The organism is Streptomyces argenteolus, assembly GCF_042902585.1.
Lineage (GTDB): Bacteria > Actinomycetota > Actinomycetes > Streptomycetales > Streptomycetaceae > Streptomyces > Streptomyces argenteolus.
On the sequence record NZ_JBIBEG010000012.1, the window covers coordinates 187,293 to 201,008 of the forward strand.

13 protein-coding genes are annotated in these 13,716 nt (G+C 71.8%); 11 read left to right on the top strand and 2 right to left on the bottom strand.

Features of this window, described 5'->3' with window-relative positions:
• Nucleotides 1-39 precede the first annotated feature (39 nt).
• The 4 genes from ACFY8O_RS31490 (at nt 40) to ilvD (ending at nt 5,032) form a co-directional block, all read left to right on the top strand.
• Nucleotides 40-849, top strand: a complete 810-nt coding sequence (locus tag ACFY8O_RS31490) for a sugar phosphate isomerase/epimerase family protein (RefSeq protein ID WP_387908492.1) — start codon at nt 40-42, stop codon at nt 847-849.
• Nucleotides 846-1,469: a TetR/AcrR family transcriptional regulator gene (locus ACFY8O_RS31495; RefSeq protein ID WP_387908456.1), complete on the top strand. Its 624-nt coding sequence runs from the start codon at nt 846-848 to the stop codon at nt 1,467-1,469. Before ACFY8O_RS31490 ends, ACFY8O_RS31495 begins: the two co-directional genes overlap by 4 nt.
• Before the next feature lie 165 nt (nt 1,470-1,634).
• Complete coding sequence (locus ACFY8O_RS31500) at nt 1,635-2,903, top strand: PQQ-binding-like beta-propeller repeat protein (RefSeq protein WP_387908458.1); 1,269 nt, start codon at nt 1,635-1,637, stop codon at nt 2,901-2,903.
• Nucleotides 2,904-3,181: 278 nt separating this feature from the next.
• A complete protein-coding gene (ilvD, locus tag ACFY8O_RS31505; protein ID WP_145809637.1) occupies nt 3,182-5,032 on the top strand; it encodes a dihydroxy-acid dehydratase in 1,851 nt (616 codons plus the stop codon).
• A gap of 34 nt (nt 5,033-5,066) precedes the next feature.
• Here the strand turns inward: ilvD and ACFY8O_RS31510 are convergent, their stop codons facing one another.
• The gene (locus ACFY8O_RS31510; RefSeq protein WP_387908461.1) at nt 5,067-7,259 is read right to left on the bottom strand and encodes a protein kinase domain-containing protein; all 2,193 of its coding nucleotides are present in this window, start codon (nt 7,257-7,259) and stop codon (nt 5,067-5,069) included.
• Between the two features lie 123 nt (nt 7,260-7,382).
• Here ACFY8O_RS31510 and ACFY8O_RS31515 point away from each other — a divergent pair, with 123 nt between their 5' ends.
• The 6 genes from ACFY8O_RS31515 (at nt 7,383) to proC (ending at nt 11,711) form a co-directional block, all read left to right on the top strand.
• Nucleotides 7,383-7,727 carry an SH3 domain-containing protein gene (locus ACFY8O_RS31515; protein WP_387908463.1) on the top strand — a complete coding sequence of 115 codons (345 nt, stop codon included), beginning with the start codon at nt 7,383-7,385 and terminating at the stop codon, nt 7,725-7,727.
• A gap of 34 nt (nt 7,728-7,761) precedes the next feature.
• On the top strand, nt 7,762-8,319 hold the full coding sequence (locus tag ACFY8O_RS31520; protein WP_387908465.1) for a hypothetical protein: 558 nt from the start codon (nt 7,762-7,764) through the stop codon (nt 8,317-8,319).
• 146 nt (nt 8,320-8,465) lie between these two features.
• Entirely contained in the window at nt 8,466-9,236 is a 771-nt protein-coding gene (locus ACFY8O_RS31525; RefSeq protein ID WP_387908467.1) for a class I SAM-dependent methyltransferase, read from the top strand.
• Between the two features lie 64 nt (nt 9,237-9,300).
• Nucleotides 9,301-10,083 (top strand): ABC transporter ATP-binding protein, encoded by a 783-nt coding sequence (locus ACFY8O_RS31530; RefSeq protein WP_387908469.1) that lies wholly within the window; start codon nt 9,301-9,303, stop codon nt 10,081-10,083.
• Nucleotides 10,080-10,838, top strand: coding sequence for an ABC transporter permease (locus ACFY8O_RS31535; RefSeq protein WP_387908471.1), 759 nt, complete (start codon nt 10,080-10,082; stop codon nt 10,836-10,838). Before ACFY8O_RS31530 ends, ACFY8O_RS31535 begins: the two co-directional genes overlap by 4 nt.
• A 63-nt stretch (nt 10,839-10,901) precedes the next feature.
• On the top strand, nt 10,902-11,711 hold the full coding sequence (proC, locus tag ACFY8O_RS31540) for a pyrroline-5-carboxylate reductase (protein WP_145809651.1): 810 nt from the start codon (nt 10,902-10,904) through the stop codon (nt 11,709-11,711).
• Nucleotides 11,712-11,717: 6 nt separating this feature from the next.
• Here proC and ACFY8O_RS31545 read toward each other — a convergent pair whose 3' ends face one another.
• Complete coding sequence (locus tag ACFY8O_RS31545) at nt 11,718-12,302, bottom strand: cysteine hydrolase family protein (protein WP_387908474.1); 585 nt, start codon at nt 12,300-12,302, stop codon at nt 11,718-11,720.
• 74 nt (nt 12,303-12,376) lie between these two features.
• Between ACFY8O_RS31545 and ACFY8O_RS31550 the strand changes: the two genes are divergently transcribed.
• Nucleotides 12,377-13,390: a GlxA family transcriptional regulator gene (locus ACFY8O_RS31550; protein WP_387908476.1), complete on the top strand. Its 1,014-nt coding sequence runs from the start codon at nt 12,377-12,379 to the stop codon at nt 13,388-13,390.
• The last annotated feature ends 326 nt before the right edge of the window (nt 13,391-13,716 follow it).

Below are 13,716 nucleotides of genomic sequence, written 5' to 3' on the forward strand. Positions count from 1 at the left end.
TACCGCTGCCCGTACCCTGTCCACGTGGCAGAACCAGTGGTGCGCATCCCGGATGCGAAGGTCGCCCTGTCGACGGCCTCGGTCTATCCGGAGTCGACGGCGACGGCCTTCGAGATCGCTGCGCGCCTGGGCTACGACGGCGTCGAGGTCATGGTGTGGACCGACCCGGTGAGCCAGGACGTCGAGGCGCTGCAGCGGCTGTCGGACTACCACCAGGTCCCGATCCTCGCCGTGCACGCGCCCTGCCTGCTGATCACCCAGCGGGTCTGGTCCACCGACCCGTGGGTGAAACTCCAGCGGGCCAGGGCCGCTGCCGAGAAGCTCGGGGCCTCGACGGTGGTCGTCCATCCGCCGTTCCGGTGGCAGCGCAACTACGCCCGTGACTTCGTCAGCGGCATCTGGCGCATGGCGGACGAGACCGATGTGCGCTTCGCGGTGGAGAACATGTACCCGTGGCGCTACCGGGACCGCGAGATGCTCGCGTACGCCCCCGCCTGGGACGTCAGCAACGACGACTACCGGCACTTCACCGTCGACCTCTCGCACACCTCGACCGCGCGCACCGACAGCCTGGCCATGGTGGACCGGATGGGCGACCGGCTCGCCCACGTCCACCTCGCCGACGGCAAGGGCTCGGGCAAGGACGAGCACCTGGTGCCCGGCAGGGGCGACCAGCCGTGCGCGGAGCTGCTGGAGAGGCTGGCCCGCAGTTCCTTCGACGGCCATGTGGTCATCGAGGTCAACACCCGGCGCGCCATGTCGTCGGCCGAACGTGAGGCCGACCTCGCGGAGGCCCTCGCCTTCACCCGGCTCCACCTGGCCTCGTCGGCGCGGACGCCCGGCCAGTGACCCCGGGCACCGACGGCCCCGCCCCCCGGCGACGGGGCCGGCCTCCGCGCACGGCGCGCGCCACGGGCCCCGACGCGCGGACCCGGATCCTGGAGGCGGCCCGCACCGAGTTCGCCGAGCGCGGCTACGACAAGACGTCGATCCGGGGCGTCGCCAAGGCGGCCGGCGTCGACGCGGCCCTGGTCCACCACTACTTCGGCACGAAGGACGAGGTCTTCGCCGCGGCCGTGGAGGTCTCCTTCGAGCCGGCGCTCGTCCTCCCCGAGATCCTCGAAGGTCCCCGGCAGGACCTGGGCGAGCGGCTGGCGCGTTACTTCATCGGCGTGTGGGAGAACCCGGTGTCGCGGGCGCCGATGCTGGCGACACTTCGCTCCGCGCTCACCCACGAGGCCGCGGCGAGGGTGCTGCGCGGCTTCGTGCTGCGGCGGCTGCTGGAGCGGATCGCGGCGGAATTGGACGTACCCGACCCGACCTTCCGGGCCGAACTCGCGGCCTCGCACATGGTCGGCATCGCGGTGCTGCGGTACGTGATCAAGGCCGAGCCGCTGGCGTCGGCGGAACCGGAGAAGATCGTCGCCATGGTGGCCCCCACCCTGCAGCGGTACCTCGCGGAACGCTGACCCTCCCCGGTTTTGCTCGTGTGACGGCTGTGCCGGTGGATGCACAACGGTGTTGCGGATCTGTATCAGGTGCTGACCTGTCCGAATCCTGATGCTTGGCTGTGCGCAATCCGTCCACCGCGGCCGTACGTCGCGAATGGCAACGAAAAATGGGGGAGCGGGAACATGACGACTCGGAACGCGAACAGCCAGGAAGGGCCGGCGCGGAGTGCCCAGTCCGCCACCCTGCCGCGCCGCAACCTGCTGCGGATGGCCGGAGCGGGGCTCGGTCTCGTGCTGACCGGTGCGCTGACGACGGCCTGCGGTCCGGAGGAGCCGGATCCCGCCGGGGGTGCGGCGGCCTCGAAGCCCGGTGGCGGAGCCGAGGGCGGGGACGCGTTCACCACACCGCCCGCCGGGACCGCGCCGCGCGCCCTGTGGCAGCACGAGGCCAAGGCGGGCACCCTCGGCAACCAGGAGGTGCTCGCCGTCGCCGGGAACGTGGTGCTGGTGGCCGGTGACCCCCTGGTGGGCCGGGACCTCGCCACCGGTGAGCAGCTCTGGTCCCTGGAGGGCGCCGCCCAGCCCGGCGCGCGGCTGATCATCAGTGAGGGCACGCTCTACCTGGCCAGCGGTACGTACGACGGTGACCTCGTGGGTCTGGACCCGGCCACGGGCAAGGAGACCTGGCGCAGCCGCCTGGACGGGCGGTACGCCCAGCCCCGGCCCGTCGGCGCCGACAAGGACCACGTCTACGTGATCGCGGGCATCCTGGAGAAGGACCTCAGTTCCCGGCACAACGTGATAGCCGCCATCGACATCGGCACCGGCAAGGCCGTCTGGACCGAGCGCAGGGACGCGGGGACCGAGGAGTCCGGCATCACCTCCGTGGTGCGGGACGGCCGGCTGGTCTACACGGACCACCGCAAGAACCTGACCGTCCGGGACGCCGCGACGGGCCGCCAGCTGTGGACGAAGAAGATCAGCAGCTCCAACTTCGAGAGGATCGCCGTGCAGGAGGGGGTGGTGTACGTCGCCGACGGCCGGCACCTGCGTGCCTGGTCGGTGGAGGACGGCAGCGAGCGCTGGTCGCTGGCGACCGAGGAGTTCTCCTCGTTCAACGGCCCGAGCATCCTCGACGGGGTGCTCTACGCCTCGGACAGCGCCCACGCGCTGTGGGCCGTCGACCCGGCCACGGGCGAGCGGCGGTGGCACAACCCCGACCTGCTCGACGTCTCGGTGCCGCTCCAGTTCGCCAAGGTCGGGGACACGCTCTACGGCGCCACGGAGTTCGACGAGGACGGCGGTGTCCAGGCCTACGACGCGCGGGACGGCAAGCTCCGCTGGACCTACAACGACGGCAAGGGCTCCCTGGAACAGTGGTACGTGGTCGCTGGAGGCAAGCGGCTGGCCGCCCTGCACGGCGAACGGCTCCAGGCGCTGCCCGCGGTGTGACACGCGGCGGCCGGTGCGACGGGCCGTGCGGAACGCGGCGGCCGGCGTCGTGCGCGATGCGGAACCCGCCGGCCGGTGCGGCACGGGCCGGCCGGTGCGGGCGGGTGCCGGCTCGGTGCGCGGGTGCCGCGACCGCGGCCGGGCGGGCGGGGCCGGGAAAGCGCCGCAGCTGTCCGCCCGTTGAGTTCCGCATCCCGCATTACGGACAGCGTGTCCAGATCTTGGCACGGGAGGCGTAACCTCGGTAGCAGTCTTTTCTGTCGAAGGAGCGAGAGACGATGCCCCAGCTGAGGTCCCGCACTGTCACCCACGGCCGCAACATGGCGGGCGCCCGCGCCCTTATGCGGGCGTCCGGCGTAGCCAGTGAGGACATTGGCAAGCCGATCATCGCGGTGGCCAACTCCTTCACCGAGTTCGTGCCGGGCCACACGCACCTCGCCCCCGTCGGCCGGATCGTCTCCGAGGCCATCAAGGCCGCGGGAGCGGTGCCCCGCGAGTTCAACACCATCGCGGTGGACGACGGCATCGCCATGGGCCACGGCGGCATGCTCTACAGCCTGCCCTCCCGCGACCTCATCGCGGACAGCGTGGAGTACATGGTCGAGGCCCACTGCGCCGACGCCCTGATCTGCATCTCCAACTGCGACAAGATCACCCCCGGCATGCTGATGGCCGCGATGCGCCTCAACATCCCCACGGTGTTCGTCTCCGGCGGTCCGATGGAGGCCGGCAAGGCCACCCTCGTCGACGGCACGGTCCGCAAGCTCGACCTGGTCAACGCGATCAGCGACGCGGTGGACGAGTCCATCTCCGACGAGGACATCCTCCGCATCGAGGAGAACGCCTGCCCCACCTGTGGCAGCTGTTCCGGCATGTTCACGGCCAACTCGATGAACTGCCTGACCGAGGTCCTCGGCCTCTCCCTGCCCGGCAACGGCTCCGTCCTCGCCACGCACACCGCCCGCAAGGCGCTGTACGAGGAGGCAGGCCGCACGGTCGTCGAGATCACCAAGCGCTACTACGAGCAGGACGACGAGACCGTCCTGCCGCGCTCGATCGGCACCCGCGCCGCGTTCGACAACGCCATGGCGCTCGACATCGCCATGGGCGGCTCGACGAACACGATCCTGCACCTGCTCGCCGCCGCCGAGGAGGCCGAGCTCGCCTACGACCTCGACGACATCAACGAGGTCTCGCGCCGCGTCCCCTGCCTGTCGAAGGTCGCCCCCAACGTCGCCCCCGGCGGTACGTACTACATGGAGGACGTCCACCGGGCCGGCGGCATCCCCGCCCTCCTCGGTGAGCTGCACCGCGGTGGCCTGCTGAACGAGGACGTGCACTCCGTCCACTCCGACACCCTCGCCGAGTGGCTGAAGAACTGGGACATCCGCGGCGGCTCCCCGTCGCCCGAGGCCGTCGAGCTGTGGCACGCGGCCCCCGGATGCGTCCGCAGCGCGACCGCCTTCTCGCAGTCCGAGCGCTGGGACACCCTCGACCTGGACGCGGCCGGCGGCTGTATCCGCGACCTGGAGCACGCGTACTCCAAGGACGGCGGCCTGGCGGTCCTCAAGGGCAACCTCGCCGTGGACGGCTGTGTCGTGAAGACGGCGGGCGTCGACGAGTCGATCTGGACCTTCGAGGGCCCTGCCGTCGTCTGCGAGTCCCAGGAGGACGCCGTCGACAAGATCCTCCGCAAGGAGATCAAGGAGGGCGACGTCGTCGTCATCCGTTACGAGGGCCCGCGCGGTGGCCCCGGCATGCAGGAGATGCTCTACCCGACGTCCTTCCTGAAGGGCCGTGGCCTCGGCAAGAGCTGCGCGCTCGTCACCGACGGCCGCTTCTCCGGCGGCACGTCCGGCCTGTCGATCGGCCACGCTTCGCCCGAGGCGGCCTCCGGCGGCACGATCGCGCTCGTCGAGGACGGCGACCGGATCCGGATCGACATCCCGAACCGCTCCATCGAACTCCTCGTGCCCGACGCGGAACTGGCCGCCCGGCGCGAGGCGCTGAACGGCGTGTACGCGCCGAAGAACCGCGAGCGCAAGGTCTCGGCTGCCCTGCGCGCGTACGCCGCGATGGCGACGAGCGCGGACCGAGGCGCGGTCCGCGACGTCTCCAAGCTCGGCTGACCCACAGCGCCACCACCCGGCCCCGCCCCTGGTCTCACCAGGCGGCGGGGTCGTTCGCGTCCACGGCGAAGACGGTCCCGTCCGGGGCGCTCCCGACGACGCTCCCGCCCAGGACCACGGGGGCGGGCAGCGAGGAGGCGTGGCTGAGCTTCCCCGCCCTGAGCCTCGGCCGCGTCTGGCCCAGCAGGGTCCCGTGCTCCGTGTCGACGGCGAGCAGCCGCCCGTCGGCGGCCGAGAAGTACAGCCGGCCGCCCGCTCCGAGAACCGGCGCCGAGGTCGTCCCGACGGCCGTCTCCAGCCGCCACCGCTCGGTGTGTGCCGCACCCGGGCGGATGTCGACGGCCAGCAGAGTGCCGCCACGCTCCAGCAGCAGGGCGGTGTCCCCGTCGAGCACGGTCTCCGGGGCGTTCATCCGGAAGGGCAGCGGCACCCTGGTCTCCGCACGGCGCGCCGGGTCGTAGCGGACGAGGCCGGTCGTCTGGGCCTTCTCGTTCATCGCGGTCAGCAGGAGTGCCCCGCCCGAGGTCCCGGCCGGGGTGAGCAGCCCGGCCAGCCTGCGCTGCCAGACGGTGTCCCCGGTCCTCGCCTCGAGTGCCGTGACGAGCGTGGTGCTGCCCTGCGCCGAGTTCTCGAAGACGTACGCCACACCGGAACCCTCCTCGTACAGCGCGTACGCCGGCGCGTGGTGCCCCGGGACGCCGTGCCGCCAGCGGGACGCCCCGGTCCCCGCGTCGAGCGCCTGGAGCGTGCCGTCCTGCCGGGCCGTCAGCAGCAGGTCCCCCGCCGGGAACGGGGTGTCGAGGTACGCGGAGAGGTCCTTGCGCCACAGCTCCGTGCCCGTGGCCGTGGCGTACGCGCGCAGCACCTCGCCGGGCACGACGGCACAGGCCACGTTCCCGGCCACCGTGCCGCCTGGACGGGCGCCCCCGGACGCCGGGCCGGACCGACCCGGAGCCTTCTCCGGGTGCGACCAGAGCACCCGCCCGTGCGACGGATCCAGAGCCGCGGCGCCGTATCCCGGGGAGACGCAGTACAGCGAGGCACCGGCGGGGGCGCACGCCGGAGTCGAACCCGCCTGGGACCTCAGCGGTGTCTGCCACGGCACGAAGGCCGCCGGGCGCTGGGGCCCGCCGCCCCGCACCTCGGCCGACGGCGTTCCGGAACGCGCGAGGACCGCCCAGACGCCCGAGGCCACCAGGACCGACAGCGCGGCGGCCACCACGAGCCCGCGGCGTGCGCCGCGGCCGGTCCCCGCGCCGGAGCCGGAGGCCGCCCCGTTCGCCGCCCTGACGTGGGTGGCCGTCTCCGCCGCCTCCTCGGGCGCGGCCTTCACGGGCGCCGCCCGGCCGCCCTCGACGGCGAGCGGCGCGCGCTGCCCCGGGATGAAGGCCGCCGCCTCGTACGACGGAGGATGCAGCGCGGCCATGATCTCGTCCGGAGTGGGGCGCTCCGCGGGGTCCTTCGCGAGGCAGCGCCCCACCAGCGGCGCGAGGTCCGCCGACACGCCGGTCAGGTCCGCCTCGTCGTGCACCACCTGGTAGGCCACGAGGTACGGGCTGCCCGAGTCGAAGGGGCCCCGCCCCGTCGCCGCGTGCACCAGCACCGCCCCGAGCGCGAACACGTCGGCGGCGGGACCGACCTCGCGGGGCCGCTGGAACTGCTCGGGCGCCATGTAGGGCGGAGACCCGATCAGCTTGCCCGTCTCCGTACGCAGATCGCTGTCGTATGGCCGGGATATCCCGAAGTCGATGACCTTGGGCCCGGAGTCGGGGAGCAGCACGTTGCTCGGCTTGAGGTCCCGGTGGATGACCCCGGCCCGATGGATGTCGCGCAGGGCCTCGGCGAGCCCCGCCGTGAGCCTGCGCAGTTCGGCCGGGCTCATCGGGCCGTTCCGCTTCACCTGCGCGGAGAGCGTCGGCCCCGGCACGTACAGGGTGGCCATCCAGGGCAGCGCCGCCGTCGGGTCGGCGTCCACGACCGGTGCGGTGAACGCCCCGCTGACCCGTCGGGCAGCCGCGACCTCCTGACGGAAACGCGCCCTGAACTCCGGGTCCGCAGCGTGCTGGCGGTGCACCACCTTGACCGCGAGCTGTAGCCCGGAGGGGGAGCGTGCCAGGTGGACGACACCCATGCCGCCCGCTCCGAGGCATGCCTCCAGCCGGTACCGCCCGGCGTATTCAGGATGCTCCGCTTCCGGATGTGATCCGGTCCCTCGCAGCGGCGGCATCGCCCACCCCCGTGTGTTCGACCGCAAGCGCGACGCACGGAGCCTAGTCGATGGTGCGTGCGAGGAGCGTGGGGCTTGTTAGCCTGCGCGTCACACGCATCGCTTTCAACGGGGGAGGCCCGCATGGGTGTTGAGGAGAACGTCGCCACGGACGTCGCGACCGCCACCACGGACGTCGAGGAGACCGGCGCGCAGGAGGTGACGGCGCTCGCCGCGGCGACCGTCGTCTACCCGATCGCGCCCGGCTACCGCGTCAACGTCCGCAGGGGGCCGGGAACGCAGTACGGGATCGTGCGGACACTGCCCTACGGGATGAGCGTCCCGGTCTACTGCCAGATGCCGGGGGAGTGGATCTCCGGTCCGTACGGCACGTCGAACCTCTGGGACAACATCGCCAACGGCCAGTTCGTGTCCGACGCCTACGTCCGCACGGGCAGTGACGGTTACATCGCCCAGCGCTGCGACTGACGGACCCGGAGCCCGCCCGGGGATAATCGATCCCGTGAGCGAGAACAGCGAAGCATCCGGCACGCCCTCCGGCAGCACGGCGCCCGGCGCCACCGCACCGGGGCCGCAGCCCGAACCCCTCCGTCTCTTCGGCACGACCTGGGTCGACCACGACGGTGGGTACGGGCTGCGGCGCGTGGGGGCCACCGTCGGGTCCCTCGCGGCGGCGGTCGCCTCGTGCTTCGTCCTGCGCTTCGCCTACCAGGGGCTGGAGATCGCCGAGGTCGGCAGCTTCGTCGGCCTGCTCGTGGTGCTGATGTTCGCGGTCTGCAGCGCCATCGCCTTCCGCAAGACGTGGGAGGGCTTCACCCGCCGCCCGGCCGACCCCTCCCAGGAGGACAGGCTGCGCGGCCTGAAGTCGATCGGTTTCATCGGATCGCTGCTCGCCTACTTCTTCCGCTCCCTCACCGAGGCGCCGGGCGAGAAGCTGCGGCGTACGGAGTACGAAGAGGCGCTCGCCCGGTACGTGAAGCGCCGCTCGTCCCGCACCGGGAACCCGGCGGCCCGCAAGAGCGCCAAGAGCGGCAAGGGCAAGCGGCCCCGAGGCCGCTGAAGCGGCCGGGAGCATTCCCCGGCAGCCCCGGTGAGGCCGCCGACCTGGCGCGGACGAGCCGCCGATGTCTCATGCCCCGCGTACGCCGATGAGGCCGCCGACGCGAAGAACGCCCCGCGCACGCCGGGGCCCGGGCACGATGGAGCATGCCCGCATCAGCGCCCCGCGCCCTCTCGTTCGACCGTGCCGCCGCCCTGTACGCCGCCGCACGCCCCTCCTATCCGCCCGTTCTCCTCGACACCGTCGAGGAGCTGGCCGGCCGCCCTCTGCGCGGCGCCCGTGTCGTCGACGTCGGTGCGGGGACGGGCATCGCCACCCGCCTCCTGTGTGCCCGGGGCGCTCGGGTCACCGCCGTCGAGCCGGGGCCCGGCATGGCAGCTGAACTGCGACGGTCGCTGCCCGCCGTGCCCGTGGTCCGGGGCGACGGCAACCGTCTCCCGCTGGCCGGCGCGTCGGCCGACCTGATCACCTACGCCCAGTCCTGGCACTGGACCGACCCCGACCGTTCCCTCCCCGAGGCGCTGCGCGTCCTGCGACCCGGCGGCGCCCTCGCGCTCTGGTGGAACGTCGCCGACCACTCCACCCCCTGGACGGCCGACCAGGACAGCCGGCTGCGCCGCCACTTCGGCACCGGCGACAGCGCCCACGGCGCACCGGGCGGCGCCGGCTCGCGGAACCTCCGGCAGCTGCCCGGCGAGGCGTTCGCGCGACGACTGCTGCGGTGGTCGCGAACGGTGCCGGTCGACACCCACCTCGCCAACCTCTCCAGCCACTCCGCGTTCCTGGTCCAGGGCGCCGACGGCGAGGCGTCCACCCGCAGGTTCCTGGACGAGGAGCGCCGTCACCTGGCCGCGGTCTTCCCCGACGGCCGGGTCGAGGAGCGGTACGTGGTGGAGGTCGCGGTGCTGGTCCGCTGATCTCCCCGGACCTGCCCGCCGCATCGCTTGACGGCGTACCTCCGGCGGGATCAATATTCATCACATGATGAATTCCTCGCGCGTGACGGACACGAGCGCCGTCGAGGCCCGCGGCCTCACCGTCGTACGAGGAGACCGCACGGTCCTGCGCGGCCTCGACTTCACTGTCGAGCAGGGCAGGATCACCGGTCTCCTCGGCCCGTCCGGCTGCGGCAAGTCGACCCTCATGCGGGCGGTCGTCGGCAGTCAGGCCAAGGTCACGGGCACCCTCCACGTCCTCGGGCGCCCCGCCGGTCACCCAGCTGTGCGGACACGGGTCGGCTACGTCACCCAGGCACCCTCGGTCTACGCCGACCTGACCGTCCGGCAGAACCTGGACTACTTCGCGGCCGTACTCCTGCCGGGCCGAGGGAACCGCGCCGCACGCGAGGAAGCCGTCACCCGCGCCGTCGACGACGTCGACCTCGCGAGCCATGCCGAGGCCCTCGCGGGCAACCTCTCCGGCGGTCAGCGCAGCCGCGTCTCGCTCGCCGTCGCCCTGCTCGGCACCCCCGAACTCCTGGTGCTCGACGAGCCGACCGTGGGCCTCGACCCCGTACTCCGCCGCGACCTGTGGAACCTCTTCCACGGTCTCGCCGCCGACCGGGGCACCACCGTCCTCGTGTCCTCGCACGTCATGGACGAGGCCGAACGCTGCCACCGGCTGCTGCTCATGCGCGAAGGCGAGATCCTCGCCGACGACACCCCCGACGCCCTCCGCACCCGAACCGGCTCCGCCACCGTGGAAGAGGCGTTCCTCCACCTCGTGGACGAGGCCGCGGCCACCCGCCAGGAGACCACCCGATGAGCACCGACGCCCCCGCACTCAGCACGGCGCGCACCCTCGCCACCGCCGCCCGCGTCCTGCGCCAGCTCCGCCACGACCCCCGGACCCTCGCCCTGCTGCTGATCCTCCCGGTCCTCCTGATCACCCTGCTGCGCTACGTCTTCGACTCCGGTCCGGACACCTTCGACTCCATCGGCGCCTCGCTGCTCGGCATCTTCCCGCTGATCACGATGTTCCTCGTGACCTCGATCGCCACCCTGCGTGAACGCACCTCGGGCACCCTCGAACGCCTGCTCACCATGCCCCTCGGCAAGGGCGACCTGATCGCCGGGTACGCCCTGGCCTTCGGCGCCATCGCCGTGGTCCAGTCCGTCCTGGCCACCGCCGTATCCGTATGGGTGCTGGGCCTCGACGTCGTCGGTTCCCCCTGGCTGCTGCTCGTGGTGGCCCTGCTCGACGCCCTGCTCGGCACGGCGCTCGGCCTGTTCGTCTCGGCGTTCGCCACCTCCGAGTTCCAGGCGGTCCAGTTCATGCCGGCGGTGATCTTCCCGCAGCTGCTGCTGTGCGGGCTCTTCACCCCGCGCGACCAGATGCACCCCGCCCTGGAGGCCGTCTCCGACGTCCTGCCGATGTCGTACGCCGTCGACGGGATGAACCAGGTCCTCACCCACACCGACGTCACCGCCGACTTCTACCGCGACATCCTGATCGTCGCGGGGTGCGCCCTGCTCGTCCTCTGCCTGGGCGCGGCCACCCTCCGTCGCCGCACCGTCTGAGGACGCGGTGCGAGGATGGCGGCCACCACCAGTACCGCGTACCGCCCCCGGAGGATGAACCGCATGACCCAGACAGTCGCAGTCCTCGGCACAGGAAAGATCGGCGAGGCCCTGCTCAGTGGCATGATCCGGGCGGGCTGGCGGGCCTCCGACCTGCTGGTCACCACGCGCCGTCCCGAGCGCGCCGAGGAGCTCCGGACCCGCTACGGCGTCCACACCGTCACCAACGCCGAGGCGGCCAAGAGCGCCGACATCCTCATCCTCGCGGTCAAGCCCCAGGACATGGGCACGCTCCTCGACGAGCTCGCCCCCCACCTCACCGCCGACCGCCTCGTCATCACCGCCGCCGCCGGCATCACGACCGGCTTCATCGAGGACCGGCTCACCGAGGGCACCCCGGTCGTCCGCGTCATGCCGAACACCCCCGTCCTGGTGGACGAGGGCATGTCCGTCATCTCGGCGGGCAGCCACGCCACCGCCGCCCACCTCGACCACGCGGAGGAGATCTTCGGCGGCGTGGGCAAGACCGCCCGGGTCCCGGAATCCCAGCAGGACGCGGCCACCGCGCTGTCCGGCTCGGGACCCGCGTACTTCTACTTCCTCGTGGAGGCCATGACCGACGCGGGCATCCTGCTCGGCCTGCCCCGCGCCCAGGCGCACGACCTCATCGTGCAGGCCGCCATCGGCGCCGCGGTCATGCTCCGGGACAGCGGCGAACACCCGGTCAAGCTCCGCGAAGCCGTCACCAGCCCGGCCGGCACCACCATCAGCGCGATCCGCGAGCTGGAGAACCACGGGGTACGGGCCGCTCTCATCGCCGCGCTCGAAGCGGCCCGTGACCGAAGCCGTGAGCTGGCCACCGGCAACGGCTGAGCCGCGCTACCGCACAGCCGCCACCAGTTCCTCGCTGCGCACCACCTTCGCGAACCCACCGCCGTGCAGGGTCACGGCGGTGGCCCGCGCCAGCTCGTCGGCGCTCAGCTTCCAGCCCCAGGGGCCCACCGCGTCGTAGGTGTGCGTGGCGTCGAGGGCGAAGAACACCTCGTACCCCAGATTGCCGCCCATGCGGGCCGTCGTCTCCGCGCACATGTTGGTCTGGATCCCCGCCACCACGATCTGCCGCACCCCTGCCGCACGCAGCCAGGCGTCCAGATCGGGCGTGCCGTAGAAAGCGGAGTTCACCGACTTCGTCAGGAACAGCTCAGGTCCGGTGCCTTTTCCACGACGTTCCTCGACGTATTCCTTGAAGGCATTGCCGGCCCCTCCCACTCGCAGCGGTGAGTCCGGCTTGAGCGAGTCGTGCCGTACGAACACGACGGGCCTGCCGCTGGTCTGCCAGGCGTCGAGCAGCTCCGCGATCTTCCGGTCGGCCTCCGGGTTGTTGCGCGGACCCCAGTACGTCTCGTCCTCGAACCCCCTCTGCACGTCGACGACTACCAGCGCTGCGTTCTCCGTGATCTCCATGCCCACCACTCTGCTCCCGGCACGCGCGGGTTCCCAGAGGTGGAGAAGTCATCGATCGATGCTTTACTGCCACCATGAGTGCGCCTGTGGGCCGACCTGGCCGTATCGCTCTGGTCGCCTTTCCCGGTATCCGCGCCTTCGACGTCTCCGTCATCACGGAGGTGTGGGGGGTCGACCGCACCGACCGGGGTGTGCCGGCGTTCGACCTGCGCCGCGCCGCCGACGGTCCGCACCCCGTTCCGTTGCGCGGCGGCCTGTCCCTGACACCCGACCGCGCACTGTCGTGGCTGGACCGCGCCGATCTCGTCGTGGTCCCCGGCCTGGACGACCACCTGACGCCGGCGCCGGCGCCGGTGCTCGACGCCCTGCGCCGCGCCCACAACCGGGGTACGCCGATCGCCGCGCTCTGCGGGGGCGCTTTCACGCTGGCCCAGGCAGGGCTTCTGGACGGCCGCAGGGCGGTCACCCACTGGAACCTCACCGAACTGCTCCAGGACCGGTATCCACGGGTGAACGTGGTGGGGGACGCGCTCTTCGTCCACGAGGACAACATATGGACCTCGGCAGGCACGGCGGCGGGCATCGATCTCTGCCTGCACCTCGTACGGACGACCCATGGGGCGGAAGCGGCGGCGACGATCGCGCGTTCGATGGTGACGGCGCCTTTCCGTACGGGGACCCAGGCGCAGTTCATCGAACACCCCACGCCCGGGACCGACCGGGACGCCGACGCCCTCGCCGAGGTACGGGCCCACGCGCTGACCCGTCTGGGGGAGCCCCACACGGTGGCCGGACTCGCCTCCCTGGCCGGCATGTCGCCGCGGACCTTCGCCCGGCACTTCCAGGCCAGTACGGGGACGACACCGATGCGCTGGCTGATCACACAACGCGTGGCCGCCGCCCAGAAGCTGCTGGAACGGACCGACCTGGCCCTTCCCGAGGTCGCCCGCCGCGCGGGCTTCGGCAGCGAGATCACGATGCGCCAGCACTTCGCGACCCACCTCGCCACCAGCCCGCGCGACTACAGGCTGGCCTTCCGCGACGCAGGTGGCCGGAGGGGAGTTGACACGCCCGACCCCGATCCGTAGTGTGCTCCGAGTTGTCCGACGTGAGCGCCGACTCCGGTCGGTCCCCGGACAGCCATTCCGCAGGAACCACTCGATACGAACGACATCTGTCGTCTCGTTTTCATGTGCGCACGTGCGAAATGAGGAATGAGCGTTCGAAGGTGACCCGATTAGCGTCGGGGCCGGGGATTCCGCTAAAGTCTCACTCGTCGGAACGGCCCAACGGCCGAGATGGCAAAACCCGCTGACTGAGAATCAGGCCCGAAAGGATCTGATAGAGTCGGACTCGCCGGAAAGGGAAACGCGAAAGCGAAGAACTGGAAAGCGAAACAAGCAGTAACCCGCTT